We start from the raw sequence: 25,005 nt of genomic DNA on the forward strand, positions 1-25,005 counted from the left end.
ATTATCACTTAATTGGTATAAATCAGACTAATATTCTGTTTACTTCTTTTTATTGGTGAGAATGATCACTTAAATCCCGTTTAAAAAGAATAAAAATGCTGCAATTCCCTCATCCAAAAGGATTGCAGCATGACCCTTCCCATTCGCAAGACCCTGATCGCCGCCGTGCTCGGCCTGACCCTCTCCCCTATGGCCATGGCGCTGCCCAGCGTGCACATTCTGGCCACCGGCGGCACCATCGCCGGGGCGGGCCAGTCCGCCACCCAGTCCAACTACGAGGCCGGCAAGGTGGCCATCGAGACGCTGATCGCCGCCGTGCCCGAGATGAAAAACGTGGCCGACGTGCAGGGTGAGCAGGTGGTCAAGATCGGCTCCCAGGACATGAACGACGAGGTGTGGCTCACGCTCGCCAAGCGGGTCAACGCGCTGCTGGCCAGGGATGATGTGGACGGCATCGTCATCACCCACGGCACCGACACCATGGAGGAGACCGCCTACTTCCTCAATCTGACCGTCAAGAGCGACAAGCCGGTGGTGCTGGTGGGCGCCATGCGCCCCTCCACCGCCATGAGCGCCGACGGCCCGATGAACCTCTACAACGCCGTGGTGACCGCCTCCGACCCCGCCTCAAAGGGACGTGGCGTCATGGTAGCGATGAACGACACCGTGCTGGATGCCCGCGACGTCACCAAGACCAACACCACAGGAGTGCAGACCTTCGCCTCCCCCAACTTCGGCCCGCTCGGCTACATCCACAACGGCAAGATCGACTACCAGCGCAGCCCGGCCCGTCTGCATACCAGCAAGACCCCGTTCGACGTGAGCAAGCTCGACAAGTTGCCCCAGGTCGGCATCGTCTACAGCTACGCCAACGCCTCGGACCTGCCGGCCAAGGCCCTGGTGGATGCCAAGTTTGACGGCATCGTCAGTGCCGGGGTGGGCAACGGCAACCTCTACCACACCCTGTTCGACACCCTGGCCAAGGCGAGCAAGGACGGCATTCGCGTGGTGCGTTCCGCCCGCGTGCCGACCGGTTCCACCACCCTGGATGCGGAGATCGATGACGCCAAGTACGGCTTCGTCGCCGCCGAGACCCTCAACCCGCAGAAGGCGCGGGTGCTGCTGATGCTCGCCCTGACCCAGAGCAAGGATCCGGCCCAGATCCAGCGCTGGTTCCAGCAGTTCTAAGACCTCGGCTCGGCCTGATTGACACTACCCCGTGAGATGAAGGGCAGGATGGGATCCTGCCCTTTCTTGTTGCGCCAGAGGCCGGCCCTCAGCTCATCATCAGCCAGCCGCAGAAACCCAGGTAAACCAGTCCCACCAGGGCGAGCCTGCCCGCCGTCATCCGCTCCCGACTGAACCCCCACCACAGCAGCGCGACCGCCAGCAGCGTCACCAGCGAGGAGAACATCATGGTGCTGTCCAGCAGCCAGGGGGTGAACAGCAGGCAGAACGCCTTGGGAATGGTGCCCTGGATCATCATGGCCCCGGAGATATTCGCCAGCGCCAGCCGGTGTTTGCCCTGCCGCACCCAGATTAGCACGTTCATCAGCTCGGGCATTTCGGTGGCCACCGGGCTCAGCAGCAGGGCCGCCAGCACCGGGGAGAGGCCAAGCAGCTCGCCCATGCTCTCCAGCTGGTGAACGAACAGCTGAGCCGCCAGCGCCACCACACCGAGCGCCACCAGGGTTTGCAGCAGCACCTTGCCGAGCGCCGGGATCCTGGCGTGCGGATCCAGCTTGAGGGGGGAGGGCAATTCGGCATCGTGGCTGTCGGTCTGTTTCAGCTCACGTCGCACATAGAGGAGGTAGATCAGCACGAACAGGGGGGCCAGCCAGGTTTTACCGGTGAAGGCCACCATGCCAAGCAGCACGGCCAGCAGGAAGATGCCAGCAAACCAGGTCTGATCGCGGCCTATTTCGCGCTGCACCTCGCCATTGATGGCTCTGTGCTCCCGGCTCATGCACAGCAGCAGGGTCACGCCGACGGCAGCATAGCCTATGGTAGCCAGCACCAGCGGGCCGCCGAGGGCCGCACCTATGCCTATCTGCTGCTGGGCGGGGGCATCCCCCATCAGCAGGGCGGTCAGGGTAACGATACATTCGGGCAGGGCCGTGCCGAGGGCGGCCAGCAGAGAACCGGTGGCGCTTTGGGACAGTTTGAAATGATGGCCGGTCCATTCGATGCCGTTGACGAAGTATCCGCAGGCCAGATAGATGGTGACGGCAGAGATCAGAAATAACAGCAGGGTGATCAGCATGATGAGTAACCGCCAGGCGAGCAGAACAACCGATGGACCCGATACGGCTCGCCCGGCTGGCGTGCATATCGAGGCCAAAGGTCTTGCAGGACGACAGGTGCTATCGCCGCCCATGCCATGGATCTGCGGATCCAAGAGTGTTGGCATGGGCCCTGCCCGGATTTCGGGCGGGTTGCTACTCCCCAGTGACAGTGCGGGCTTTTTACCAAGTGGCTCGGTGAGGCGCAAGGCCAACAGGGGATGATCCGCGCGACAAGTTGTAAAAGGATGTGACAACCCCCTCGACTCTCCCGTCCGGGATCCTGATCTTTTTACGGGGATCCTTGTGCTGGCACAGCGATTGCTACGAGTTGGCTACTGTCCACATTGACTTGGGAAGGGTGAACGATGAAACGGTGGATCCAACATTTTTACCAGCTTAATCGCCTCAACTGGCTGATGGTCTGGCTGCTGCTCTGCTGCAGCATCATCCTGCTGTTTCCGGCCGGATTGATGAAAGGTGCCGTGAGCCAGTGGGCCACGGCTCATGCGGCCTGGCTTGGAGTCGGCATGTTGATCGCCATCTCCTATTTCTGCAGTCAGGGCTTCCTGATCGCCTGGGAGTGGGCCTGTGACGAGTGGCAGTCCCGCCGCCAGCAGGATCAGCTGGCCCAGATGATTGGCTTCCTCGACTTCAACGAGAAGGCGGTGCTGCGGGAGTTCGTACTGCAACGGAAAAGCGTCATAAACCTGCCGATCACCGAACCCGCCGTCAAAAACCTGATGGATGCCGGCGTGCTCACCTACGCCTACGGCAAGCCGACGCGAGAGAAGGAGGACGAGAACCAGATCCGCGCCCTGATGATCGCCCTGCCAGCGCGCCCTCTGCTGACCTACAAGGTTCTGGGGCTGTCGCGGGGCAAGATGAGCGACGAGCAGGTGGAGCAGATCATGAATGCCAGGCCCAAATTCGCGCAGAAAAGCCTCCAGCGCTGACCTTCTCCCCCCATGAAAGAAAAGAGCCGGACATCTGTTCCGGCTCTTTGCTGTCTGGCGTTGCTTATTCGGTTCTGGCCTTGAGGTAGCCGGCGTAGTCGGGCACCTGGACGCTGAATGCCTGCTGCATGTGCGGGCTGTCCATGATGAAGTCCGCCGTCGCCTCGTTGGTGGCGACCGGGATGTTCCAGACGGCCGCGAGGCGCAGCAGGGCCTTGACGTCAGGATCGTGGGCGGCGGGATTGAGGGGATCCCAGAAGAAGATCATCACGTCTATCTTCCCTTCGGCGATGAGGGCGCCGAGCTGCTGATCCCCTCCCATGGGGCCGGAGAAGAGGCAGGTAATGGGCAGCTGCGCCTTCTTGCCGAGCAGGGTGCCCGTGGTGCCGGTCGCATAGAGGTGGTGGAGCTTGAGCTCCTCCTTGCGGCGCAGCACCCAGTTCAGCAGAGGGGCTTTCATGTTGTCGTGAGCCACCAGGGCAACCCGTTTGTGGGGCGCCATCTCGCGTGCAATCAGTTCCATGGAGGTCATCCGTAGCAAAATGATGGGAATGGGGTCGTATCCTAATCGAAAGCGGCGCCTGCCGCTGCCCCATGCATCGTAACTGTGATCCCTGAGGTGGTTCAATCTGGCGCCTGCCATCCTGACAGACTCTGGCCTGCCTTGTCAGCAGCCAGGTTGGCCACCGTATCGTTGGGCAAGATCTCTGCCGCTGGCGCCATGAAAAAACCCGCCTGGGCGGGTTGGGATTGTCTCTTGATGTCATCGCGATTCAGGATGACTCGGCATGGAGCTGGGATTGCTGGTAGTTTTCCAGACCGATGCGGGCGATGAGATCGAGCTGGGTTTCCAGCCAGTCCACATGCTCCTCTTCATCCTCCAGGATCTCCTGGAACAGGTCGCGGCTGACGTAGTCCTGCACGGACTCGGCATAGGTGATGGCGACTTTCAGGTCTGGGATGGCGTCCATCTCCAGAGACAAGTCACAGCGCAGCATCTCTTCCACCGTCTCACCGATGCGCAGCTTGCCCAGATCCTGCAAGTTGGGCAGCCCTTCCAGAAACAGCACCCGCTTGACCAGCTCGTCGGCATGTTTCATCTCATCGATGGATTCGTGATACTCCTTGTGCCCCAGCCCCTTGAGGCCCCAGTCATCATAGATGCGGGCATGCAGGAAGTATTGGTTGATGGCAACCAGCTCATTGGCCAGCACCTTGTTGAGGTGGGCAATGATTTTGGGATCTCCTTTCATCGACATTACTCCTCGTGTTCGAGCCTAGGCAACGATCACTAGAGCTTAGTCCAGAAACATGACCATAACGTGATGGGGAAAGTCGTCCCCTGGAGGGCAGAAGGAGAGATGAAGACGAGAAGTCGGCGGTTTTACGCCACTTCGTAATAGAGCGGTGCCTGCTCTGACTCCATCTTGTCGATTTCGGTAGCGATGATCTCCATCGCCATGCGCACACATTTACCACATTGAGCACCGACTTCCAGCGACTGTTTCAACTGTCGGAATTCAGTCTTGCCTGCCTGTACCGCCTTGCGGATCTGGTTATCTGTGATGCCGCGGCACAAACACACGTACATAATCTGGACCTCATGCTGGAATGAGATGAAATCTAAATGAGAATGGTTCGTAGTGCAAAGAACGAATGGTAATAAGATCCCGTGCTTGCCAGTGATTCCACCCTTGGGGAGAATGCCTTCATCAGAGAGGATGCGAACATGTTCAAAAATCTATTCAATGCCCTGTTCAAGGGAGAGATCGCCCAGAGCCCCGAGGTTGAGCCCATCGAATACATGGGCTATCTCATCTATCCCGAGCCCATGGCGGAAGGGGGGCAATACAGGCTGGCCGGTCGCATCACCAGGGAGATCGACGGGCAATTACAGACCCATCGCTTCATCCGCTCCGATCTCTTTGCCAGCCCGGCGGATGCCGAGCGCTTCATGGTGCAAAAGGCCCATACCTTCATCGACCAGATGGGGGAGCGCATGTTTGAACCCCGCGTGAAGCCAGACGCCAGTCCAGCTCCATGATGTCAGCCGAGCTGCTCGCCTTGCGCCACGCTATCGCTTCTGCCGGCGAGCGGCGTCTGATCTGGCTGGAAGGGGAGGAGGATGACTGCATCGTTCGTGCCGAATCCTTGCTGTGGGGGGCGGTGTTCTGGCTGGGGCAGGGTCCTGAGCGTCATGCTCCGCAGCCTGCCGCCAAGGCGCTTCAACGGCTCGGTCAGGAGTGCGACACCCTGGTATTCAATGCCTTCAGCGGCTTTCATCCCGATGCATTCGGTGCCTTGGCGGGGACATTGAGGGCTGGGGGGCTCTTGCTTCTGCTGACCCCGCCGCGGGAGGTATGGCCGACCTACCCAGACCCTGATCGTCAGAGGCTGGTCGCTCAGCCAGAGGAGGCCGATCGTGCCGGGCAGGGGTTCATCTCCCGTCTGGTACGGTTGCTGGCAGAAGATCCGGCGCGAGATCTGACGCCTGCCTCTTGTGATATGACCTGGCAGCCTCTCGACGGGGACCGGCCGCTGAGCGCGGATCAGGCCCGTGCGCTACCCGCCATCCACAACGTGTTGCACGGCCATCGCCGTCGCCCCCTGGTGCTGAGCGCCGATCGCGGTCGTGGCAAGAGCGCCGTGCTGGGGCTGGCGAGCGCCGACTTGCTGAGTCGGGATCCGGCCTTGAGGATAGCGGTGACAGCCCCTTCCCACGCTACAGTGGCGACACTTTTTGCCCATGCAGAGCGCGCGCTGGCAGAGATGCCTGAGCGGCTGGCCGGTCTGAGCTATGTGTCCCCTGATCGGGTGGCTCAAGGAGACGTGCTGGCGGATCTGCTGCTGGTAGATGAAGCCGCCGCCATCCCGACCCCACTGCTGGAGGCCATGCTGGCCCGTCACAGTCGCATTGTCTTCGCTACAACGGAGCACGGCTATGAGGGGACGGGGCGCGGCTTTCATCTGCGCTTCAAGCGGATACTCGATGAGCAAACCCCGGATTGGCAGGAGCTGCGCCTGGTGGAGCCCATTCGCTGGAGCCTGAGCGATCCGCTGGAGCCTCTGATCTTCCGGCTCCTTGGTCTGAATGCTGACATATCGGCACCTCATCCCCCGACATCACCGACCTGGCGCCTGGTCGGACAAGATGAGCTGGCCCGTGATGACGCGCTGCTCAATCGGGTGTTCGGCCTGCTCGTGCTGGCTCACTACCAGACCAGCCCCAGTGATCTGCGGTATTTGCTGGAGGGGCCGGATCTCGACATTCATCTGATGGAGCAGGGACAGGAGTTGCTCGGGGTGGCGCTGGTCGCGCGGGAGGGCAATATACCCCCTGATCTGGCGCATGCGATCTGGGCCGGACGAAGGCGCCCTCGTGGACATCTGCTGCCCCAGTCGCTGCTGGCCCACGCCGGTTTCGTGACGGCGGGGGAGCGCTCTTATGCCAGGGTGATGCGCATCGCCATCCATCCTGCCCTTCATCGTCTCGGGCTGGGGTCCAGGTTGCTGGACAAGCTGGTATCACATTACCGGGCATTAGGGGTCGATTATCTGGGATCTGCCTTCTCCGCCAGTCCAGATCTGCTGCCATTCTGGCTCAAGGCGGGATTGAAGGTGCTGCGTCTTGGTCTGCAGCGCGATGCGGCCAGCGGCAGTCATGCAGCTTTGCTGCTGATGCCGTTGCAATCGGAATATCACGCCGAGCTGGCGCAATGGCGACAGCGTTTCATGAGCCAGTTGCCGGCCCTGCTGGCGGGTGAACTCAAGAGGCTGGATACCGAACTGGTCTGGCTATCCCTCAGGGGCGGACCTGTCACTCATGTGCCGGATCTGGATGAATTCGAGCATCAGGAACTCGATTGCTTTGCCCACCATCACAAGCCATTCGAATTGTGCCAGGCGACACTGCAACGCTGGCTGCTCCGGCAAGTGATGATGCTGGATGCGTTGAGTCAGGATGAACGACGGTTGCTGATCGCCACCATCTGGCAATATGCGTCCTGGTCCGAGCTGGCTGCCCGACAGGGTGTCGCGGGCAAACCCGCCCTGATAAAAGCATTGCGCTCCCTGCTGGCCAGACTGCTGGCTCAGCAAGCACCAGCGGGCTGACACCCGCCTCTGGCACGGCAGAAAACCGCGGAGCCCGGGAGGAACCCATGGCCCCTCCCGGGTTCTGCACATCGATTCGACTCACCATGGCTAAAGCTCTCCCCGTTCAAGACGTGGCCACCCCGGGACCCGTTTCTCCCTCTTCCCTGCTCGCGTTTTGCCTATTGCCACTGCTCTGATGAGCCTGGTCAGGGCTGTCTGCATTTTGGTTTTTTCTGAATATGGACTAATACTTGAATGTGAAATGAATTTTAATAAATGCATTATTTTCAGATGGTTAGCGTTGGGTGTATGGAATGCAGGCCATCTTCTTCAACGTGCACAGGGAGTGCAATGTGAGAAACGATGCAGCTCAGGCAGGTGCCGGAATGATGATGTGGTTCATCAGCAGCAGCGCCTTTGCCAATGAGATCCGGTTCAACATGACGCGCGGGGCGACCGCCATCAGCCAGCAGGTCTATGACCTGCACATGACGATTTTCTATATCTGTTGCGTCATCGGTCTGCTCGTCTTCGGCATCATGTTCTGGTCCATCGTGCACCATCGAAAATCGCGCGGTGCCAAAGCCGCCCAGTTTCACGAAAGCACCCGCATCGAGTTGCTGTGGACGGCCATCCCCGTGTTGATACTGATCGCGATGGCGGCACCGGCAACCTCGACCCTGTTGAAGATGGAGGATACCTCCAAGGCCGATCTCACCGTCCTCGTCACGGGCTCGCAATGGAAATGGCATTACAAATACCTCGAGTATCCGGTGGCGTTTTATTCCCTGCTGGCGACCAGCAAACAGCAGATCTCCGGTGATGCCCCCAAGGGCGGCCATTATCTGCTGGAGGTGGATAACCCTCTGGTGTTGCCGGTCGGCAAGAAGATCCGTTTCCTGATGACCTCGGACGATGTCATCCACTCCTGGTGGGTTCCCGCCTTCGCCGTGAAAAAAGATGCCAATCCTGGCTACATCAACGAATCCTGGACGCGGATCGACAAGCCGGGCACCTATCGTGGGCAGTGCGCCGAGCTGTGCGGAAAGGATCACGGTTTCATGCCCGTGGTTGTGGTGGCCAAATCCGCAGAGGAGTTCGAGGCGTGGATTGCCAGAAAGGGAGACGAGCAGGCAACCGCCAAGGCACAACAACAGGCGCAGGCAGCGGAGACCATGACGTTGCCACAAGCCATGGCGCTGGGGGAGAAAGTCTATCTGGGGCACTGTGCGGCCTGTCATCAGCCCGCGGGTACCGGATTGCCCGGCATCTTCCCGGCGCTCAATGGCAGCAAGGTGACCACACAGGCGGAGCATCGTGCCCAGCATCTGTATACGGTGTTGCACGGCCGGAGTGGTACGGCGATGCAACCTTTTGGCAAACAGTTGACGGCACAGGAACTCGCCGCCGTCATCACCTATGAACGCAATGCCTGGGATAACAAGACCGGCGACCTTGTGCAGCCAGCCGAGGTGCAGTCCCTTCTCAACCCGGCCAATCCGGACAAGGACAAGTGAGGCGTCGGCATGAGTGATGGAATCACGGATACCCCGCACAGCGAACATGTCCACCAGCCGGCGGCCGGTCTGAGGCGCTGGCTCTACACCACCAACCACAAGGACATCGGTACCCTCTATCTGTGCTTTGCCCTCACCATGTTCTTTACCGGTGGCGCCATGGCCATGGTGATCCGGGCAGAACTGTTCCAGCCCGGACTGCAACTGGTGGAACCCCTGTTTTTCAACCAGATGACCACGGTACACGGCCTCATCATGGTCTTTGGTGCCGTCATGCCCGCCTTCACCGGCCTCGCCAACTGGCTGATCCCCATCATGATTGGGGCCCCTGACATGGCGCTGCCCCGCATGAACAACTGGAGCTTCTGGATCCTGCCGTTTGCTTTCCTCATCCTCCTGTCGAGCCTGTTTATGGAGGGAGGCGGCCCCAGTTCTGGCTGGACCTTCTATGCCCCCCTGTCCACCCAGTACAGCGGCAACAGCACGGCCCTGTTTGTCTTTGCCATTCACATCATGGGGATCTCCTCCATCATGGGGGCCATCAACGTCATCGTGACCATCTTCAACCTGCGGGCGCCGGGCATGGGCTGGATGGAGATGCCGCTGTTTGTCTGGACCTGGCTCATCACGGCGTTTCTGCTCATCGCTGTCATGCCGGTGCTGGCGGCTGCGGTGACCATGGTGCTGACGGACAAGTATTTCGGGACCAGTTTCTTCGATGCGGCAGGTGGGGGGGATCCTGTCCTGTTTCAGCACATTTTCTGGTTCTTCGGGCACCCGGAAGTCTACATCATGATATTGCCGGCTTTCGGCATCGTCTCCAGCATCATTCCGACCTTCTCCCGCAAGAAGCTGTTCGGTTATCGCTCCATGGTCTATGCCACCAGCAGCATCGCCTTGCTCTCCTTCATGGTCTGGGCTCACCACATGTTCACCACCGGATTGCCCGTGGTGGCGGAGCTGTTCTTCATGTACACCACCATGCTGATCGCGGTGCCGACAGGGGTAAAGGTATTCAACTGGCTTGCCACCATGTGGCGTGGTTCTCTGACATTCGAGACCCCCATGCTGTTTGCCATCGCCTTCATCACCCTGTTCACCATTGGCGGTTTCTCCGGGCTGATGCTGGCCATGACGCCGGCTGATTTTCAGTATCACGACACCTATTTCGTAGTGGCCCATTTCCACTATGTGCTGGTGACCGGTGCCGTCTTCTCGATCCTGGCCGCTGCCTACTACTGGTTGCCGAAATGGACGGGGCACATGTATGACGAGCGGCTCGGCCAATGGCATTTCTGGTGTTCGCTCGTCTCGGTCAATGTGCTGTTTTTCCCCATGCATTTTGTCGGGCTGGCGGGCATGCCTCGCCGCATTCCCGATTACGCCCTGCAATTTGCCGACTTCAACATGCTGATCAGCCTGGGGGGCTTTGCCTTCGGCCTGTCCCAACTGCTGTTTGTCTGGGGCGTGGTCAAATGCATCAGAGGCGGAGCCAAGGCGAGCGATCGGGTATGGGAGGGGGCCGAGGGGCTGGAATGGACGCTCTCTTCTCCCCCTCCCTATCACAGTTTCCAGACTCCGCCGGATATCCGGTCGGAAGAGCGTTAGGGAGGTCATATGACCCAGGTCAGTCATGCCCCCTTGCTCAGAAAACTGGCTCTGGTCGTGCTCGTCATGTTTGGTTTTGCCTTTGCGCTGGTGCCGCTTTATGACGTCTTCTGCCGGATCACCGGCCTCAATGGCAAGACGTCTGATCAAGCGGCCAGTACGGAGCGGGCGGTGATCGACAGCAAGCGGAGCATCCAGATCGAGTTTCTTGCTCATGCGGATACCCGGATGCCGTGGGAGTTCAACGGTGAGACGGCTCGGCTGTCGGTGCGGCCGGGGGAGGTGAAGATGGTCAACTTTCGGGTGTTCAATCCCACGGAGCGGACCATGGTGGGTCAGGCGGTCCCGTCGGTCTCTCCCGGTCCCGCCGCAGCCTATCTGAAGAAAGTGGAGTGTTTCTGTTTCAATCGCCAGGAGCTGAGGGCAGGGCAGAGCAAGCTGATGCCGCTCAAGTTCTATATCGATCCGGCACTACCGGACAGCATCAATACCATCACGATCTCCTACTCGCTCTATGACATCACGGAGTCCGTACCTGCACCGGCACTCGCACAGAGGAAATGACCATGGCCAAGGTGAACCAGACCTATTATGTCCCGGACCAGAGTCGCTGGCCCATCATTGGTGCCATTGCACTGTTTTTCCTGGCGTTGGGGGCGGGACATCTGGTCAATGAAGTGGCGAGTGGGCAGACCGGTTTCGGCCGGTATCTGATGATGGCCGGTGTTGCCCTGCTGGCATTCATGTTGTTTGGCTGGTTCCGTCACATCATCCGGGAGTCAATGACCGGGCTCTACAGCGCCCAGATGGACAGATCCTTCAGGCAGGGCATGGTCTGGTTCATCTTCTCCGAAGTGATGTTCTTTCTGGCTTTTTTCGGAGTGCTGTTCTATGCCCGCCAGCTTGCGGTGCCCTGGCTGGATGGTGCGGGCCACAGGGTGATGACGGGCCAGCTGCTGTGGCCGGATTTCACCGCTCACTGGCCCCTGCTCAAGACGCCCGGCGGGGCCACGACCCAGGCCATGCCCTGGCAGGGGATCCCCCTCATCAATACCTTGATCCTGCTTGGCTCCTCCGTGACCCTGCTGTTTGCACACATGAGTCTGGAAAACGGCAGACGCATGCGGCTCAAGGGGATGTTGCTGGCCACCGTGGTGCTCGGGCTGACATTCCTGTGGTTTCAAGGCTATGAGTATCTGCATGCCTATCGGGATCTCGGGCTGCGGCTGGATTCCGGCATCTATGGCAATACCTTCTTCATTCTGACCGGGTTCCATGGACTGCACGTGCTGCTGGGCACCCTTTTCCTGACCATCATCTGGCTGCGCATCATGCTGAGGGATCATTTCACTCCACAGCGTCATTTTGCTTTCCAGGCTGCGGCCTGGTACTGGCACTTCGTCGATGTGGTCTGGCTTTGTCTGTTCGTCTTTGTCTACCTGCTTTGATGCCGTGCTCAGTAGGGGCGCGGGTTGGGCTCCAGCCAGCCCATCGCGAGAGAGAGCAGCAGTATGATGACCACCAGCAGGGAGAAGAAGACGCGCCGGCCCAGAGGTACCGACATCTTTTGCGTATTGCCTGCACTGAGCATCAGCCAGAGGGCGTGAAACAGCTGACCGATGATGAGCAGCAGCATGAGTACCAGAACGACCTTGATCAACATCTTGGGATCCTCCTCGATATGCGCGATTCGGCTGCACGAGACAAGCGACGACCATGGCATCACAGACGCTGGTTCGTCTTGTTGTTCACTCTGGTGGTGACGGCCGGTTTGTGCAAGCTGGCGTTCTGGCAGTGGCAGCGCGGAATGGAAAAAACGGCCTGGCTGGCGCAGATGGCAAAGATGCAGCAGGCCGGGCCAAGGACATTGGCCCAGATCGACTGGCAACACCCGGAGTCACTGGATGGCCAGCCTCTGCAAGGGAAAGCCGAGTGGGTCAGCCCTTATGTCTGGTTGCTGGACAACCAGATCGTTAACGGGGAGGTTGGCTATGACGTGCTCATCCCGGTACGCGCAGAGGGGGGATCCTCACTGTTGCTGGTCAACCTGGGATGGGTGCCCGCGCCATCCGACAGGTCGCAATTGCCCAATCCCGCCATCCCCGCCGCAATGACCCTTGAAGGTGTTCTGCGCATGGCTCCCGGCAGCTTCCTGCTGGGACAGAACATAGAACCAGGCCCCTACCCGAACCGGCTGCAATCCATCAGGGTCGAGACCCTGCGACAGGCAATCGGAGCCCCGCTTGCAGACGCCGTGTTGTATCAAAGACGAACCCCATTCCTCTATCACTACCAGCACAATGTCATGCCTCCTGAAAAACACCGGGCCTATGCGGTGCAATGGCTCGGCTTGGCGCTGGTGGTTCTGTCAGGGGGGGTCATGCTGACGAGGAGGTGCTCCCCATGAGCGGATGGCGACGCTGGCGGGTGCCAGCGCTCTTTGCTGTGGTGATCCTGCTGCCTGTGGTGCTGGCGGCTCTGACTCTTCACCAGGGCTGGTATGAGCCCGGCACGCGCAGCAAGGGGCACTGGCTGCACCAGGAGATCTACCTGCTGCAACCGCTTCCTGCCCATCAGCACCAATGGCGACTGGTCTATCTGGTGGCCCCTCGCTGCGAGGGGCAATGCCGGCAGGTCCCCGCGCTGATGGCACGTATCCAGGCCGCACTTGGCCGTAATCTGGACAAGCTGGAGCTGGTCCAGTTGACGCCACCTCACGAGGCAAACAGTGAAATGAGGGAGGGGGATATACTGCTGGTAGACGCCCGCGGGCTGGCCATCTTGCGTTACGAGGTACCCGGCAGCACGACGACCTGGCCGTTGCTTGGCAAGGCGGTACTGTCGGATCTGCAGCAACTGCTCAAGTATCAGCGTGGGGTGCAGTGACGATGCAGCCGGCATGGGACTCGCATCTTCTGGTTACTGCACGGTCAGCGAGGCGGCATATGAAGATGCACAAGAGGCTGGCCTCCGCGGCCATTGCGCTGGCAGTTCTGGTCATCGCGCTCGGTGCTTATACCCGGTTGACGGATGCCGGGCTGGCTTGCCCCGATTGGCCAGGTTGCTATGGTTCCCTTGCCATTCCCCGCGCCGAGCATGCGGAACTGGCGGCACAGCGCTATCCGGCCAGCCCGCTTGTTCCTCACAAGGCGCGCAGCGAGATGGTGCATCGCTACTTCGCCGGGGTGCTGGGAGGCGTGATTGTGCTCCTGTCCGGCTTGGGCTGGCGTACAGGCGGCCGACTGCGCCACCTCTCGCTTATCTTGCTGGTGCTGGTTGCGGGTCAGGCGGCGCTGGGTATGTGGACGGTGACCCTGGCCCTGCATCCCCTGGTGGTGACCACTCATCTGCTGGGTGGCTTCGCCATCCTGACCTTGCTTTGGCTCTATCGGGCCGAATTGGCAGGCTTCACTGTATCCCCGCCCGTACACCAGGGGGTGTCCTGGCTTGGCAGCATGGCCTGTGGCGTGCTGCTGCTGCAGATCGCGTTGGGGGGCTGGACATCGGCGAACTATGCGGCCATGGCGTGTGTGGAGTTTCCCTTGTGCCAGGGCAACTGGCAGGCAGAGCTGAATTGGGCGCAAGCCTTTCATCTCCCTATGGGGCACGCCAGCTATGAGTTCGGCGTGCTGGGCAAGGAGGCGCGCCAGACCATTCACATCGCCCATCGCCTGGGAGCGCTGACCACGGCCTTGCTGGTGGGGGCTTTCGCCCTCGCGCTGCTCCGCCAGCGGACGCCTCTGAGAGGATTTGGCTGGCTGTTGCTGGGTCTGCTGACCGTGCAGATTGCCTTGGGATTGGCGAACGTCCATCTGGCCCTGCCACTGGCCAACGCCCTTGCGCATAATCTGATGGCCGCCCACCTGCTGGCCTGCTGTGTGCTGGCGCGCGGGAGACTCTCTATGCCTCATCACAACCCCTTGCGACCCCCTGGGATGGTCAGGAGCCGGACATGAATGGGAGAGTGCGGGCACAGCGCTTTGCCCTCCGCCGGGTGCGCGATTATTGCCAATTGACCAAACCAAAGGTGGTCGCCCTGCTGCTCCTGACCGCCTGGGTGGGCATGCTGCTGGCCGAGCCGACACGCGCCTCTCTGGACGAGATGATACTGGGCCTGGCGGGGATTGGACTGCTCGCTGCCGGGGCGGCGGCCATGAACCATTCTCTGGATAGCGGCATCGATTCCCGGATGCGCAGAACGCGCTGGCGCCCGGTCGCCATGGGACGGATCACGCCGGGGCAGGCGATGAGTTTCGCGATCTGTCTGGCACTGTCGGGGTTTGTTCTGCTCCATTGGGGCGTGAATCCCCTGACTGCCTGGCTGACTTTGGCCAGCCTGTTCGGCTATGCGGTCGTCTATACCCTGCTGCTGAAGCGGGCCACTCCGCAGAATATCGTCATCGGCGGATTGGCGGGAGCCATGCCACCGCTCTTGGGCTGGACCAGCATCACGGGGCAGCTCTCGGCCGAGCCCTGGCTGCTGGTGATGATCATCTTTACCTGGACGCCGCCCCATTTCTGGTCCCTGGCCATCCACCGGCGCGATGACTATGCCGGTGCCGACATTCCCATGCTGCCGGTCACCCACGGCACCGATTTCACCAAGACAGCCATCCTGCTCTATCTGCTGATCCTGATGCTCGTCTGCCTGCTGCCCTATCTGATCGGTATGTCGGGGCTTGTCTACCTGATCGGCAGTCTGGGGCTGAACCTTGGATTCTGCTGGCATGGCTGGTTGTTGAAATATGAGGAGCGCCCCGGCCAGGCGATGCGCACCTTCCGTTTCTCCGTCTATCACCTGATGCTGCTGTTTGGTCTGCTGATTCTGGATCACCACTGGCTGTGGCGGTTGTCATGACGTTGACGCGGGTCGCGGTTGGGTGAATGGTGACGCTGCGTTGGTGCACAGCAGGGATGCACAGACCTGATGCAAAACAAGATGGCCCCTTGGGGCCATCTTGTTTTCAGGGGGACGGGAGCCTAGAGCTTGACCATGATATGGCGCGGCACCGTGTAGTCCTCCAGCGCATAGAGGGAGAGATCCTTGCCGTAGCCTGACATCTTCATGCCGCCGTGGGGCATCTCGGAGGTGAGCATGAAGTGGGTGTTGATCCAGGTACAGCCGTACTGCAGGTGGCTGGCCACCTTGCTGGCAAGGCCGAGATCCCGGGTCCAGACCGAGCTGGCGAGGCCGTAGTCGGAGTCGTTGGCCCACTGCACCACCTGCTCGGCGTCGCTGAAGCGGGTCACCGACACCACCGGGCCGAACACCTCCCGGCGCACGATTTCATCCTCCTGACGGGCGTGGGCGATCAGGGTCGGCTCGAAGAAGAAGCCGTTGCCGGGGCGGATCTTGCCCCCCGCCGTCACCTCCACGTGACCGCTGCTCTGGGCCCGCTCCACGAAGCTGGCCACCCGGTTGCGCTGCCGGTCCGAGATGAGCGGTCCCATCTCCACCCCCTCCTCGTGCGGACCGCCCACCTTGATGGAGGCGACCGCATCTGTCATGGCGGCGACAAACTTGTCGTAGATCTTGCCCTGGGCGTAGATGCGGCAGGCGGCGGTGCAATCCTGGCCAGCGTTGTAGAAGCCGAAGGTGCGGATGCCCGCCACCACGGCCTCCAGATCCGCATCGTCAAAGATGATGACCGGTGCCTTGCCGCCCAGCTCCAGGTGGGTGCGCTTCATGGTGCGGGCGGCGCTCTGCAGGATCTTCTGGCCGGTGGCGATGTCACCGGTGAGCGACACCATGCGTACCAGCGGGTGCTCCACCAGCGGCGCCCCCACGCTCTCGCCCCGGCCGCAGACGATGTTGATGACGCCGCGCGGGAAGAGCTCGCTGGCCAGCTCCGCCAGGCGCAGGGCGGTGAGCGGGGTCTGCTCGGAGGGCTTGAGCACCACCGTATTGCCGGCGGCGAGCACGGGGGCCATCTTCCAGGCCGCCATCATCAACGGATAGTTCCAGGGGGCGATACTGCCCACCACCCCGATGGGATCGCGGCGGATCATGCTGGTGTGCCCCTCGATATACTCCCCCGCCAGCGGCCCCTGCAGGCAGCGGGCCGCACCGGCGAAGAAGCGGAAGCAGTCCACTACCGCGGGCAGCTCGTCATTGAGCACCGCCAGATAGGGCTTGCCGCAGTTGAGGGATTCCAGCGCCGCAAACTCCTCGGCGTGGCGTTCGATGGCATCGGCCAGGCGCAGCAGCAGGGTACTGCGCTGGGCTGGCGTGGTGCGGCTCCACTGGGCGAAGGCGCGCTGGGCGCCGTTCACCGCCCGGTTCACCTGCTCGAACGAGGCTTCGGGCACCGAGGCGAGAAGCTCCCCGGTGGCCGGGTTGAGGATGGGCTCGGCCGGGCCGTCACCGGTGACGAACTGGCCGTCGATCAAGAGTTGGGTAGAGAGTTTCATGGTTGCATCCTTGCGCACGCGTTGAGTCGTTATTTGCCGCTGCCGGCGACGTCCTGGCCGTCGCGGGTGAGGTAGTAGGCAAGCAGAATGGGAATGGTGGTGAAGGCTACTATGATGAGCGCCACCACGTTGGTGACCGGCCTGTCCCGTGGCCGGATCAGCTCCTGATACATCCAGATCGGCAGCGTGGTCTGCTGGCCGGCGGTGAAGGTGGTGACAATCACCTCGTCAAAGCTCAGCGCAAACGCCAGCATGCCCCCCGCCAGCAGCGCGGTGGCGAGGTTGGGCAGGATCACGTAGCGCAGGGTCTGGAAGCCGTCGGCACCGAGATCCATCGACGCCTCGATGAGGCTCTGGTTGGTGCGGCGAAAGCGTGCCAGGGCATTGTTGTAGACCACCACCACGCAGAAGGTGGCGTGGCCGATGACGATGGTCCAGAAGCTGAAGGGGATCTCCATCACCCCGTAGGCTGAGCGCAGCGCGATGCCGGTGACGATGCCGGGCAGGGCGATGGGCAGCACCAGCAAGAGCGACACCACCTCCTGGCCGAAGAAGCGGCTGCGGGCGATGGCCCCCGCCGCCAGGGTGCCGAGCACCATGGCGGCCAGCGTCGCCAGCCCCGCTACCTCCAGCGACAGCTGGATGGCGCGCCACACGTCGGGGCGGTTGAGGGTCACTTCGAACCACTTGAAGGTGAGCCCGGGGGGCGGGAACTGGTAGCTCTTGCTCTCGCTGGTGAAGGCGTAGAGGAAGATGAACAGGATCGGAAAGTGCAGGAACAGGAGGCCGCCGATGGCCGCGTACTTGAGCAGGCCGGAGGCCTGGCTGCCATGGTCCCGTTTCATGGAGGTATTAGAGCGCATCGAAAGCCCCCAGACGTTTCGCTGTCGTCAGGTGAATAGCCATGATCAGGATGGGCACCTGCGAACGTGTGTGGATGAGTGACATATGGGTATCAAAGCGCATCGAAAGCCCCCAAGCGTTTCGCGATGGTGAGGTAGATGGCGATGATGAGGATCGGCACCAGCGAGAAGGCGGCAGCGAAGGGCAGGTTGCCCGCCGTGCCCTGCTGCATGTAGACCACCTGACCTATGTACATGGTGGAGTTGCCTATGATGCCGGGGATGATGTAGTCCCCCAGCGTCAGGGAGAAGGTGAAGATGGAGCCCGCCACCACGCCGGGTAGGGCCAGCGGCAGGATCAGGGTACGAAAGGTCTGGGCCGGGGTGGCGCCGAGATCGCCGCTCGCTTCCAGCAGGGAGCGCGGGATCCGCTCCACCGCCGCCTGGATGGGCAGGATCATGAAAGGCAGCCAGACGTAGACGAACACGATGAAGGTGCCGATGCGCGAGAACGACAGCGACGGCCCCCCGATCACCGGCAGCGAGAGGATGGCGTCCAGCAGCCAGTCCAGTCCCAGAGTATCTGCCAGCCAGCTGATGACCCCCTCCTTGGCCAGGATCAGCTTCCAGGCGTAGACCCGCACCAGATAGCTGGACCAGAGCGGCAGCATGATGCCGACGTAGAACAGGGCCCGGGTCTTGCCGCTGGTGTAGCGCGCCATGTAGTAGGCCACCGGAAAGCCGAGCAGGGCGCAGGCCAGGGTCACCAGCAGCGACATGCCTACGGTGCGCAGGATCACGTCCAGGTTCTCAGCCCGCAGCAGGGCGACGAAGTTCTGCAGCCCCAGTTCGTGGCGGATCTGGCCGCTGAACTCGTCCAGCCCGAAGAAGGCGTTGGAGAGCAGCATCAGCAGGGAGCCGACATAGATGATGCCGAGCCACAGCAGGGGCGGCCCGAGCAGAATAGCCAGCAGCAGGCCGGAGCGGCCATAGAGCAGGGTGGAGAGGCGCCGCAGCGGCCGATAGGAGAGGGGGGCAGTGGGTTGGCTCATGGCAAGGCTCGCACTGTGGGGGGCGCTCATGGTTGAGCTCCCTGAGGGGCGGTGTGCAGGCGATGGATCGCCTGCTCCGGCCAGCTGAGGCTGACCCGGGCGCCACGGGGCAGGCGGGCCTGGCCCTCGTTGGGGTGGTTGACGATAAGCTCGAGCTGCTCGCCGAGATCGACCCGATAGCGCACGAAGGGGCCGAGGTACTCCACTTCGCGCACTTCCCCTGACCAGCCGGGCGTGCCGGCCTCGGCGAGGCGGATCCGCTCAGGGCGGACCATCATCTGGTGAGCATCGCCGCACAGCCGGCGGGCCTGCTCCCCATCGAACAGGTTGACGGTGCCGACAAAGCGGGCGACGAAGGGGGTGGCGGGGGCGTCATAGACAGTATCCGGCGCGGCGATCTGCTCGATCTTGCCCTGATTGAAGATGCAGATGCGGTCGCTCATGGAGAGCGCCTCCTGCTGATCGTGGGTGACGAAGATGAAGGTGATGCCGAGCTGGCGCTGCAAGGCTTTGAGTTCGAGCTGCATCTGCTCGCGCAGCTTGAGGTCGAGGGCCCCCAGCGGCTCGTCCAGCAGCAGGATGCGCGGCTGGTTGATCAGTGCCCGGGCGATGGCGATGCGCTGGCGCTGGCCGCCGGAGAGCTGGCCCGGCTTGCGGTTGCCGACGCCGGGCAGGCGCACCAGCTCCAGCATCTCGTCCACCTTGCGGTAACGCTCCGCCTTGGCGACGCCCTTGAGCATCAGGCCGTAGCCGATGTTGTCGCGCACATCCATGTTGGGAAACAGGGCGTAGTCCTGAAACACGGTATTGAGGTTGCGGTCGTAGGGGGGCACGGTGGAGCAGGGCTCGCCGAACAGCCGGATCTCCCCCTCGCTCGGGTACTCGAAGCCCGCGATCATCCGCAGGCAGGTGGTCTTGCCGGAACCGCTTGGCCCCAGCAGGGTGAAAAACTCGCCAGCCGGGATCTGGAAGGAGATGTCGTCGACCGCCTTCACCTCGCCATAGTGGCGGCTGACCCGGTCAAATTGTACGGCGTTCATGGGACGTCCTTGTCTGTGTGGGAAGCGGGCCGGACTCCTGTCCGGCCCCATCTGGTTATCCGGTCTTGGCGGCCACCCAGGATGGCGATATAGTCCGAAACCCAGCGGTAGCACAGAGGACACGCAGGTCCCCTGCCGCTGGGATATGGCCTTGTTCTACCAGCATCAGCGGCCACCCAGAATAGCGATATAGTCCGAGACCCAGCGGTAATACGGCACGCAGGTTCCCTGGCTCTTGCACTGGGAGACGGGAGTACGCCAGAAGTGAACCCGATCGAAGTTGTCGATGCCGTTGATCTTGCACCCCTCTTTCCCGAGCAGGGCATTGCCCTCGCAGGCGGCCGGCACCACGGGCACGGACCCGAACCAGGAGGCGAGATCCCCCTGCAGCTTGTTGTTGAGGGAGTGCTCCAGCCACTGATAGGCACAGGTGAGGTTCTTCGCTTCGCTGTGCACCATGCTGGTGTCGGCCCAGCCGGTGACCCCTTCCTTGGGCACCGTCGTGGCGATGGGCTGCTTGTCGGCGATCAGGGTATTGGCCTGGAACGGCCAGGAGCCGGAGGCCACCACCCCCTCGTTCTTGAAGTCGTCGATCTGGACGAAGGCATCGTGCCAGTAGCGTCCCACCAGCTTGCGCTGCTGGCGCAGGAGGTCGAGGGCGGCCTTGTACTGATCCTCGTTCAGCTCATAGGGATCCTTGATGTCGAGCGCCGGCTGGTGGCTCATCAGATAGAGGGCGGCATCGGCGATGTGAATGGGGCCGTCGAACGCCTGCACCCGCCCCTTGTTGGACTTGCCGTCCGGCAGGGTCTGCTCCTCGAACACCACGCTCCAGGAGTCGGGCGCCTTGGGGAACACCTTGGTGTTGTACATCAAGATGTTGCCGCCCCACTGGTAGGGCACGCCATAGTGCTTGCCGTCTACCGTGTGCCAGGGGGCATTCTGCAGGCGGGGGTCTATCTTGCCGTAGCTCGGGATGAGCGCCAGGTTGAGTGCCTGCACCTTGCCACCGGCAATCAGACGCAGGCTGGCGTCGCCGGAGGCGGTCACCAGATCGAAGCCCCCCTCGTTCATCAGCGCCACCATCTCGTCCGAGGTGGCGGCCGTCTTGACGTTGACCTTGCAGCCGGTCTCTTTTTCGAAGCCGGTGACCCAGTCGTAGTTCTTGTCGGTCTCGCCGCGCTCCACGTAGCCGGCCCAGGCCACGATGTTGAGCTGGCCTTCACCCTTGCCGAGGGTGGTGGGGGCAGCCTGGACCTGGCTTGCCAGCAGCGCCGGGATCAGGGCCAGGGTCAGAGGGGTCAATTTCATCTTGCTCTCCTTGCATGATTGGCAACCGTGGCGGCGCCACAGTAGGCATTAACATCCTGTTAACCAGTCATGAGCGTAGGAGAAGCCGGGAGCAATGAGAATTTCAATTTTTAACGGCTTGGGTATCTGTAAAATCGATATCGAGTGCGGATGAATCTGATTTTTTTGCCGGAGTCACGGCTGTTCAGGCTCAGTCCTAGCGGGGGAGGTGCTGGCGGGCCCGTAGCCGGCTCTGATCTCTGGCGATGTCGATGAACTCGCGTGCGGCCCAGTCAAGGCGCGAGCCGCGCCGCCACACCAGACCGATGTCGATGGCGGGGATGGGCTCCTTGATGGCGCGGGCCTCGACCCGCTCTTGCTCCAGCGACCAGGGGCGGTAGGCAAAGTCCGGCAGCAGGGCGAGCCCGAGCTGGCTCGCCACCAGGCTGCGCACCGCTTCCACCGAGGCGGTACGCAGCACGATGCGCGGCGAGATACCGTAGCGGCGCAGGCCGCCGCCGATGATCTGGTCCAGCTGGTCGGCGGTCAGCGAGATCATGGGCTCCTCGCCGAGCGCCTTGAGGGAGAGGGTAGACTCGGCGCAGAGCGGGTGGTTGGCGGCGAGCCAGACCCGCAGCGGCGAGCGGGTCAGCAGCTCGGTATCGAACGCCTCCTGGCGGATGGTGCGGTTGGTCATCAGGATCCCCACATCCACCTCGCCGTTGACGATCTGGTGTTCGAGATAGGGCTGCTCATCCTCCTTCACCTCGATCTGTACCGCCGGGAAGGCGCGGCGAAAGCGGCCGAGGGCCTCCGAGAGGTAGTAGCCTGCCACCAGCGTGGTTACGCCTATGGTAAGCCGCCCCTGATCCTGCTGGGCTACCGCCTTGAGGGACTGGCTGGCTTCGGTCATGGCGCTTAGGATGCGACGGGCGTGCAGCAGAAACTGGTGGCCCTGGGTGGTGAGGCTGACCCCGCGCGGATTGCGCTCGAACAGGGCGGCGCCGAGCTCGGTCTCCAGCTCGCGGATGGCGCTGGTGACAGCCGACTGGGAGATGTGCAGCTCGGCGGCGGCGCGGCTGACCGAGAAGCTGTCGGCCACCGCCACGAAATAGCGGATCTGGCGAAAGGTGAAGTTCATCTGGGCGTCCTGCCACGTGCGATCAAGGTGAGTGCCAGCTTAACCTCGAATCGCGCCCAGACAAAAGGCGCCGTGATGGCGCCTTTGTCGTTGTTTTTACGGAAATTAGCGGGCTGTCACTGCCTCTGTGACCGGTACACGGTTCACTCCCTTGCCCAGATAGGCGAGGGTGATGGTCACTATGATGCAGGTGAAGCTGAGCCACATGTAGGGCAGGTAGTCGAGGGTCGCCACCCCGAGGACACCAGCCATGAAGATGCCGTTGTCGCTCCAGGGCACCATGCCGCAGGTGAGGGTGCCGCCAAACTCGGCGTTGCGGGAGAGGTTCTTGCGCGCAAGCCCCAGTCTGTCGTAGTTCTTGGCCATGATCTTAGGGGTCAGGATCAGGGACACATACATGGCGGAACCGAACACGTTGGCCAGGAAGGCGGTGCCGATGGTGTGGCTGGTCAGGCTGCCGGCGCTGTTGATGCGCTTCTCGAAGGCGCTGGCGATCACTTCCAGGATGCCGACCTTCTCCAGCAGACCGCCGAAGCCCAAGCCGAAGATGATGACGGCCACGGAACCCAGCATGGACTCCATACCGCCGCGGCCCAGGATGTTGTCGATGAAGTCGACGCCGGAGGTGATGGCAAACGGGCTGTAGGCGGAGTGCATTGCCTTCACCGGATCCATGTCCTGGAAGACGATGGCCCAGACAAGACCCAGCAAGGCGCCGAAGCTGATCACCGGGAAGGCGGGCTTGCGGTTGGCCAACAGGCCCAGCACCAGCACCACGGGCACTATGGCCATGGGGGTGATGTTGAACTGCTTGTCGAGGGCGTCCATCACCAGATTGACCTGCTCCAGGCTGACGTTGCCGGAGTACTGCATGCCGACCACGGTAAACAGGGCGGCGGTGATGACGTAGGAGAACAGGCTGATGGGCAGCATCCCCTTGATGTGTTCCATCACGTCGACGTTGGACATGGTCGAGGCCAGCACCACGGAGTCGGAGAGCGGGGAGAGCTTGTCACCGAAGTAGACGCCGGAGAGCACGGCACCGGCTACCAGCGGCGCGGGTACCCCCAGGCTGTGGCCTATACCCATCATGGCGATGCCGGCGGTGGCCGCCGAGCCCCAGGAGGTGCCGGTGGCCAGCGAGGTGAGAGAGCAGATGATCAGGGTCGCCAGCAGGAAGATGGAGGGGTGTATCACCTTGAGGCCGAAGTAGATGATGCTGGGGACGATACCGCCGGCAATCCAGGTGCCCACCAGGGCACCGACGGAGATCAGTATCAGGATGGCCCCCATCCCCTTGGCGACGCCGTCGACTGCCGCCTGCTCCAGGGATTTGTAATCGTGGCCGAGCTTGATGCCGAGCCCCATGATGACGAACCAGGCGATGAACAGTGCCAGCTGGATTGGCAGATCCAGCACGCTGGTGAAGGAGAAGGCCAGGGCCAGGAAAATGGCCAGGCAGGCAAATACTTGCGACATACCCGGCAATCGGATGTGGTGTTGTTGGTTTTGCATAGACGCTCCCTAAACTCTTGCTCGCCAAGGTCAGCCCCTCTCGTCCTGCGGATGCGTCGATCCCGAGAGGCTTACCAAAAGAGGGCGCAATCTACCATAAAGCGGAGGTGTAAAATCCCTGCTCATTCGGCAAAACAGCTTTAAAATTTTAAAATCCCACAAAATAGTTGATCTGATCGGCATTTTTCACTGTTCAATCGACACCGTTTGATAGCCGGAGATCCATAGGTAAGTTCGATTGCAGATGACAACACCAAGGATGATAATGGTTATCATTAATCTTTTTCGGACCAATGCCAATGAACTGGATAGCACGCGCTCTGCTCTTGGCCGCCCTTCTGGCGGTGCTGGTCTGGGGTCAGGAGAAGGAATACGGGTTCTGGAGCCTGGGATTCTTGCTGGCTGCCTGGGTCATGCTGGAACCCAGGCTGAGACCGGTGTTGATCCTGCTGCCGGTTGCGGGAATGACAGGGGTCGTCACTCTGCTCTGGCAGCAGGGCTGGCATTAAGCCTGGCGAGTGGGGACGGCCTGGATCTTGTCGTAGGCCTGGCGCAGGGAGGCGATGACCTTCTTCTCCATCTCGCTGCGTTCGGCGTCTGTCGTGAAGTAGATCATGTCGACATCGTGACGGATGTAGTGGGAAGGAAGCTGGTTGAGTGTCAGGCAGCAGAGGTCTGCCAGCTGATAGGGGGTCAATGTTCGAGCCAACCCCTGTTTTTCTATCTCCTTGAGCACCAGATGCTCATAGAAGTTGTGAATATCGGTATCCAGGATCATGGGAAAACCCCCGTGGTGGCGCAGCATCTTCAACAGCATAGCCATGGGGCATGAAAACACAAAAGGCCCGTTACTCTCGTAACGGGCCTTTGCAGAATGATGGTGCGAAGAGAGGGACTCGAACCCTCACATCCGTGGGACACTAACACCTGAAGCTAGCGCGTCTACCAATTCCGCCACCTTCGCACACTGATTTTCTCCAGCTGGTTTTTAAATGCGGTTGGAGCGCATTTTCTGCGTTTTACATGCCAGAAGCATGGTGCGAAGAGAGGGACTCGAACCCTCACACCCGGGGGGCACTAACACCTGAAGCTAGCGCGTCTACCAATTCCGCCACCTTCGCACATCGGGTTATCAGTCTGGATTTACATGCTGTCTGACAAAAGCATGGTGCGAAGAGAGGGACTCGAACCCTCACACCCGGGGGGCACTAACACCTGAAGCTAGCGCGTCTACCAATTCCGCCACCTTCGCACAT

At 61.4% G+C, this 25,005-nt stretch carries 26 protein-coding genes, 3 tRNA genes and 1 riboswitch; of the genes, 13 read left to right on the forward strand and 16 right to left on the reverse strand.

Going from position 1 to position 25,005, the window contains the following annotated elements:
- Window positions 1-129: 129 nt before the first annotated feature.
- The gene (gene ansB / locus AB5Y51_RS04220) at window positions 130-1,188 is read left to right on the forward strand and encodes an L-asparaginase 2 (protein ID WP_010675782.1); all 1,059 of its coding nucleotides are present in this window, start codon (window positions 130-132) and stop codon (window positions 1,186-1,188) included.
- A gap of 88 nt (window positions 1,189-1,276) precedes the next feature.
- On the opposite strand, the gene AB5Y51_RS04225 is transcribed toward ansB, so the two are convergent.
- Window positions 1,277-2,263, reverse strand: coding sequence for a sodium:calcium antiporter (locus AB5Y51_RS04225; protein WP_368178088.1), 987 nt, complete (start codon window positions 2,261-2,263; stop codon window positions 1,277-1,279).
- An 89-nt stretch (window positions 2,264-2,352) separates the two neighbouring features.
- A riboswitch (yybP-ykoY riboswitch) is annotated at window positions 2,353-2,459 on the reverse strand.
- Between the two features lie 191 nt (window positions 2,460-2,650).
- Between AB5Y51_RS04225 and AB5Y51_RS04230 the strand changes: the two genes are divergently transcribed.
- Window positions 2,651-3,238: a superinfection exclusion B family protein gene (locus tag AB5Y51_RS04230; RefSeq protein ID WP_010675780.1), complete on the forward strand. Its 588-nt coding sequence runs from the start codon at window positions 2,651-2,653 to the stop codon at window positions 3,236-3,238.
- Between the two features lie 64 nt (window positions 3,239-3,302).
- Here AB5Y51_RS04230 and AB5Y51_RS04235 read toward each other — a convergent pair whose 3' ends face one another.
- The 3 genes from AB5Y51_RS04235 to AB5Y51_RS04245 form a co-directional block, all read right to left on the reverse strand.
- A complete protein-coding gene (locus AB5Y51_RS04235) occupies window positions 3,303-3,761 on the reverse strand; it encodes a methylglyoxal synthase (RefSeq protein WP_041211864.1) in 459 nt (152 codons plus the stop codon).
- Window positions 3,762-4,011: 250 nt separating this feature from the next.
- Complete coding sequence (gene bfr / locus AB5Y51_RS04240) at window positions 4,012-4,491, reverse strand: bacterioferritin (RefSeq protein ID WP_010675778.1); 480 nt, start codon at window positions 4,489-4,491, stop codon at window positions 4,012-4,014.
- A gap of 131 nt (window positions 4,492-4,622) precedes the next feature.
- Window positions 4,623-4,829, reverse strand: coding sequence for a bacterioferritin-associated ferredoxin (locus AB5Y51_RS04245; protein WP_010675777.1), 207 nt, complete (start codon window positions 4,827-4,829; stop codon window positions 4,623-4,625).
- Window positions 4,830-4,967: 138 nt separating this feature from the next.
- Between AB5Y51_RS04245 and AB5Y51_RS04250 the strand changes: the two genes are divergently transcribed.
- The 6 genes from AB5Y51_RS04250 (at window position 4,968) to AB5Y51_RS04275 (ending at window position 11,906) form a co-directional block, all read left to right on the forward strand.
- Window positions 4,968-5,282: an HlyU family transcriptional regulator gene (locus AB5Y51_RS04250; RefSeq protein ID WP_182956662.1), complete on the forward strand. Its 315-nt coding sequence runs from the start codon at window positions 4,968-4,970 to the stop codon at window positions 5,280-5,282.
- Window positions 5,279-7,351: a tRNA(Met) cytidine acetyltransferase TmcA gene (locus tag AB5Y51_RS04255; protein WP_368178089.1), complete on the forward strand. Its 2,073-nt coding sequence runs from the start codon at window positions 5,279-5,281 to the stop codon at window positions 7,349-7,351. The genes AB5Y51_RS04250 and AB5Y51_RS04255 overlap by 4 nt, the downstream gene beginning before the upstream one ends.
- Before the next feature lie 368 nt (window positions 7,352-7,719).
- Window positions 7,720-8,850, forward strand: coding sequence for a cytochrome c oxidase subunit II (gene coxB, locus AB5Y51_RS04260; RefSeq protein WP_368178090.1), 1,131 nt, complete (start codon window positions 7,720-7,722; stop codon window positions 8,848-8,850).
- Window positions 8,851-8,859: 9 nt separating this feature from the next.
- Window positions 8,860-10,458 carry a cytochrome c oxidase subunit I gene (gene ctaD, locus AB5Y51_RS04265; protein WP_041211746.1) on the forward strand — a complete coding sequence of 533 codons (1,599 nt, stop codon included), beginning with the start codon at window positions 8,860-8,862 and terminating at the stop codon, window positions 10,456-10,458.
- 9 nt (window positions 10,459-10,467) lie between these two features.
- Window positions 10,468-11,022 carry a cytochrome c oxidase assembly protein gene (locus tag AB5Y51_RS04270; RefSeq protein WP_368178091.1) on the forward strand — a complete coding sequence of 185 codons (555 nt, stop codon included), beginning with the start codon at window positions 10,468-10,470 and terminating at the stop codon, window positions 11,020-11,022.
- 2 nt (window positions 11,023-11,024) lie between these two features.
- Entirely contained in the window at window positions 11,025-11,906 is an 882-nt protein-coding gene (locus tag AB5Y51_RS04275; protein WP_042864889.1) for a cytochrome c oxidase subunit 3, read from the forward strand.
- An 8-nt stretch (window positions 11,907-11,914) separates the two neighbouring features.
- On the opposite strand, the gene AB5Y51_RS04280 is transcribed toward AB5Y51_RS04275, so the two are convergent.
- Window positions 11,915-12,121 carry a DUF2909 family protein gene (locus AB5Y51_RS04280; RefSeq protein WP_039039709.1) on the reverse strand — a complete coding sequence of 69 codons (207 nt, stop codon included), beginning with the start codon at window positions 12,119-12,121 and terminating at the stop codon, window positions 11,915-11,917.
- A gap of 78 nt (window positions 12,122-12,199) precedes the next feature.
- Between AB5Y51_RS04280 and AB5Y51_RS04285 the strand changes: the two genes are divergently transcribed.
- From AB5Y51_RS04285 to cyoE, 4 genes are read left to right on the forward strand one after another with little or no spacing between them, the layout of a single operon-like run.
- Window positions 12,200-12,865: an SURF1 family protein gene (locus tag AB5Y51_RS04285; RefSeq protein ID WP_223929781.1), complete on the forward strand. Its 666-nt coding sequence runs from the start codon at window positions 12,200-12,202 to the stop codon at window positions 12,863-12,865.
- The gene (locus AB5Y51_RS04290; protein ID WP_048208520.1) at window positions 12,862-13,344 is read left to right on the forward strand and encodes a hypothetical protein; all 483 of its coding nucleotides are present in this window, start codon (window positions 12,862-12,864) and stop codon (window positions 13,342-13,344) included. The genes AB5Y51_RS04285 and AB5Y51_RS04290 overlap by 4 nt, the downstream gene beginning before the upstream one ends.
- A 59-nt stretch (window positions 13,345-13,403) precedes the next feature.
- Window positions 13,404-14,414 (forward strand): heme A synthase, encoded by a 1,011-nt coding sequence (locus AB5Y51_RS04295; protein ID WP_368178092.1) that lies wholly within the window; start codon window positions 13,404-13,406, stop codon window positions 14,412-14,414.
- On the forward strand, window positions 14,411-15,316 hold the full coding sequence (cyoE, locus tag AB5Y51_RS04300; RefSeq protein WP_279987275.1) for a heme o synthase: 906 nt from the start codon (window positions 14,411-14,413) through the stop codon (window positions 15,314-15,316). The genes AB5Y51_RS04295 and cyoE overlap by 4 nt, the downstream gene beginning before the upstream one ends.
- A 122-nt stretch (window positions 15,317-15,438) precedes the next feature.
- Here cyoE and AB5Y51_RS04305 read toward each other — a convergent pair whose 3' ends face one another.
- The 7 genes from AB5Y51_RS04305 to nhaC all read right to left on the reverse strand — a co-directional run bounded on the left by AB5Y51_RS04305 (window position 15,439) and on the right by nhaC (window position 23,749).
- Complete coding sequence (locus AB5Y51_RS04305; protein ID WP_048208517.1) at window positions 15,439-16,869, reverse strand: gamma-aminobutyraldehyde dehydrogenase; 1,431 nt, start codon at window positions 16,867-16,869, stop codon at window positions 15,439-15,441.
- A gap of 29 nt (window positions 16,870-16,898) precedes the next feature.
- Window positions 16,899-17,714 (reverse strand): ABC transporter permease, encoded by an 816-nt coding sequence (locus AB5Y51_RS04310; RefSeq protein ID WP_048208516.1) that lies wholly within the window; start codon window positions 17,712-17,714, stop codon window positions 16,899-16,901.
- Between the two features lie 110 nt (window positions 17,715-17,824).
- Window positions 17,825-18,793 carry an ABC transporter permease gene (locus AB5Y51_RS04315; RefSeq protein ID WP_103259501.1) on the reverse strand — a complete coding sequence of 323 codons (969 nt, stop codon included), beginning with the start codon at window positions 18,791-18,793 and terminating at the stop codon, window positions 17,825-17,827.
- Complete coding sequence (locus AB5Y51_RS04320) at window positions 18,790-19,803, reverse strand: ABC transporter ATP-binding protein (protein ID WP_103259502.1); 1,014 nt, start codon at window positions 19,801-19,803, stop codon at window positions 18,790-18,792. The genes AB5Y51_RS04315 and AB5Y51_RS04320 overlap by 4 nt, the downstream gene beginning before the upstream one ends.
- 165 nt (window positions 19,804-19,968) lie before the next feature.
- Window positions 19,969-21,114 (reverse strand): ABC transporter substrate-binding protein, encoded by a 1,146-nt coding sequence (locus AB5Y51_RS04325; RefSeq protein WP_103259503.1) that lies wholly within the window; start codon window positions 21,112-21,114, stop codon window positions 19,969-19,971.
- A 196-nt stretch (window positions 21,115-21,310) separates the two neighbouring features.
- Entirely contained in the window at window positions 21,311-22,234 is a 924-nt protein-coding gene (locus AB5Y51_RS04330; RefSeq protein ID WP_042864894.1) for a LysR family transcriptional regulator, read from the reverse strand.
- A 105-nt stretch (window positions 22,235-22,339) separates the two neighbouring features.
- Complete coding sequence (gene nhaC / locus AB5Y51_RS04335; protein ID WP_010675759.1) at window positions 22,340-23,749, reverse strand: Na+/H+ antiporter NhaC; 1,410 nt, start codon at window positions 23,747-23,749, stop codon at window positions 22,340-22,342.
- Window positions 23,750-24,048: 299 nt separating this feature from the next.
- On the opposite strand from nhaC, the gene AB5Y51_RS04340 reads away from it, so the two are divergent.
- Complete coding sequence (locus AB5Y51_RS04340; protein ID WP_010675758.1) at window positions 24,049-24,258, forward strand: hypothetical protein; 210 nt, start codon at window positions 24,049-24,051, stop codon at window positions 24,256-24,258.
- Here the strand turns inward: AB5Y51_RS04340 and AB5Y51_RS04345 are convergent.
- From AB5Y51_RS04345 to AB5Y51_RS04360, 4 genes are all read right to left on the reverse strand, one after another.
- Window positions 24,255-24,527, reverse strand: coding sequence for a late competence development ComFB family protein (locus AB5Y51_RS04345; protein WP_029314828.1), 273 nt, complete (start codon window positions 24,525-24,527; stop codon window positions 24,255-24,257). The two genes, AB5Y51_RS04340 and AB5Y51_RS04345, sit on opposite strands and share 4 nt — an antisense overlap.
- Window positions 24,528-24,627: 100 nt before the next feature.
- Window positions 24,628-24,713: transfer RNA gene (locus AB5Y51_RS04350), tRNA-Leu, on the reverse strand.
- 71 nt (window positions 24,714-24,784) lie between these two features.
- Window positions 24,785-24,870: transfer RNA gene (locus AB5Y51_RS04355), tRNA-Leu, on the reverse strand.
- A 45-nt stretch (window positions 24,871-24,915) separates the two neighbouring features.
- Window positions 24,916-25,001 (reverse strand) — tRNA-Leu (locus AB5Y51_RS04360).
- Window positions 25,002-25,005 lie beyond the last annotated feature (4 nt).

Origin of the sequence: Aeromonas sp. R7-1 (assembly GCF_040908115.1) — a bacterium.
GTDB lineage: Bacteria > Pseudomonadota > Gammaproteobacteria > Enterobacterales > Aeromonadaceae > Aeromonas > Aeromonas caviae.